Origin of the sequence: Pseudomonas sp. 2995-1, assembly GCF_002742505.1 — a bacterium.
Classification (GTDB): Bacteria; Pseudomonadota; Gammaproteobacteria; order Pseudomonadales; family Pseudomonadaceae; genus Aquipseudomonas; species Aquipseudomonas sivasensis.
This window is the reverse complement of sequence record NZ_LJSA01000571.1, coordinates 1-291: the sequence shown is the minus strand read 5'-3', so window position 1 is coordinate 291 and position 291 is coordinate 1. Positions and strand designations below refer to the sequence as shown.

Genomic DNA, 291 nt, shown 5'->3' with positions numbered 1-291 from the left:
TTGGTAGCCAATAAGGTGACAACGGTTGTATAGCCAGCCGTCTGAAATTCTTTTATTGTGCCAACCGGTCGGATCTACGAATAATGGTTCACGTTCTGTATGTGGCATCAACTTCTTGTTAAGCAATGCGTTAGCAGCATGTGCACGATTCAAATAATCAAGGTTGCTGTACTTTTGCCAAGGACCATGTTTCTTTGACTTTGTTGCTTTGCTAAATGATGGTTTATTGCCATTGACAGTGACAATATCCTTGCCGGAATAATTAAGCGTGTGTAAGCTCTTTACGCTTAC

General features: G+C 41.2%; 1 protein-coding gene. It reads right to left on the bottom strand.

Translation table 11 applies throughout. The features are described from left to right. Positions 1-291, bottom strand: a 291-nt coding sequence (locus AOA61_RS27825; protein WP_178075220.1) for a DNA/RNA non-specific endonuclease, incomplete at both ends; no start/stop codon positions are given.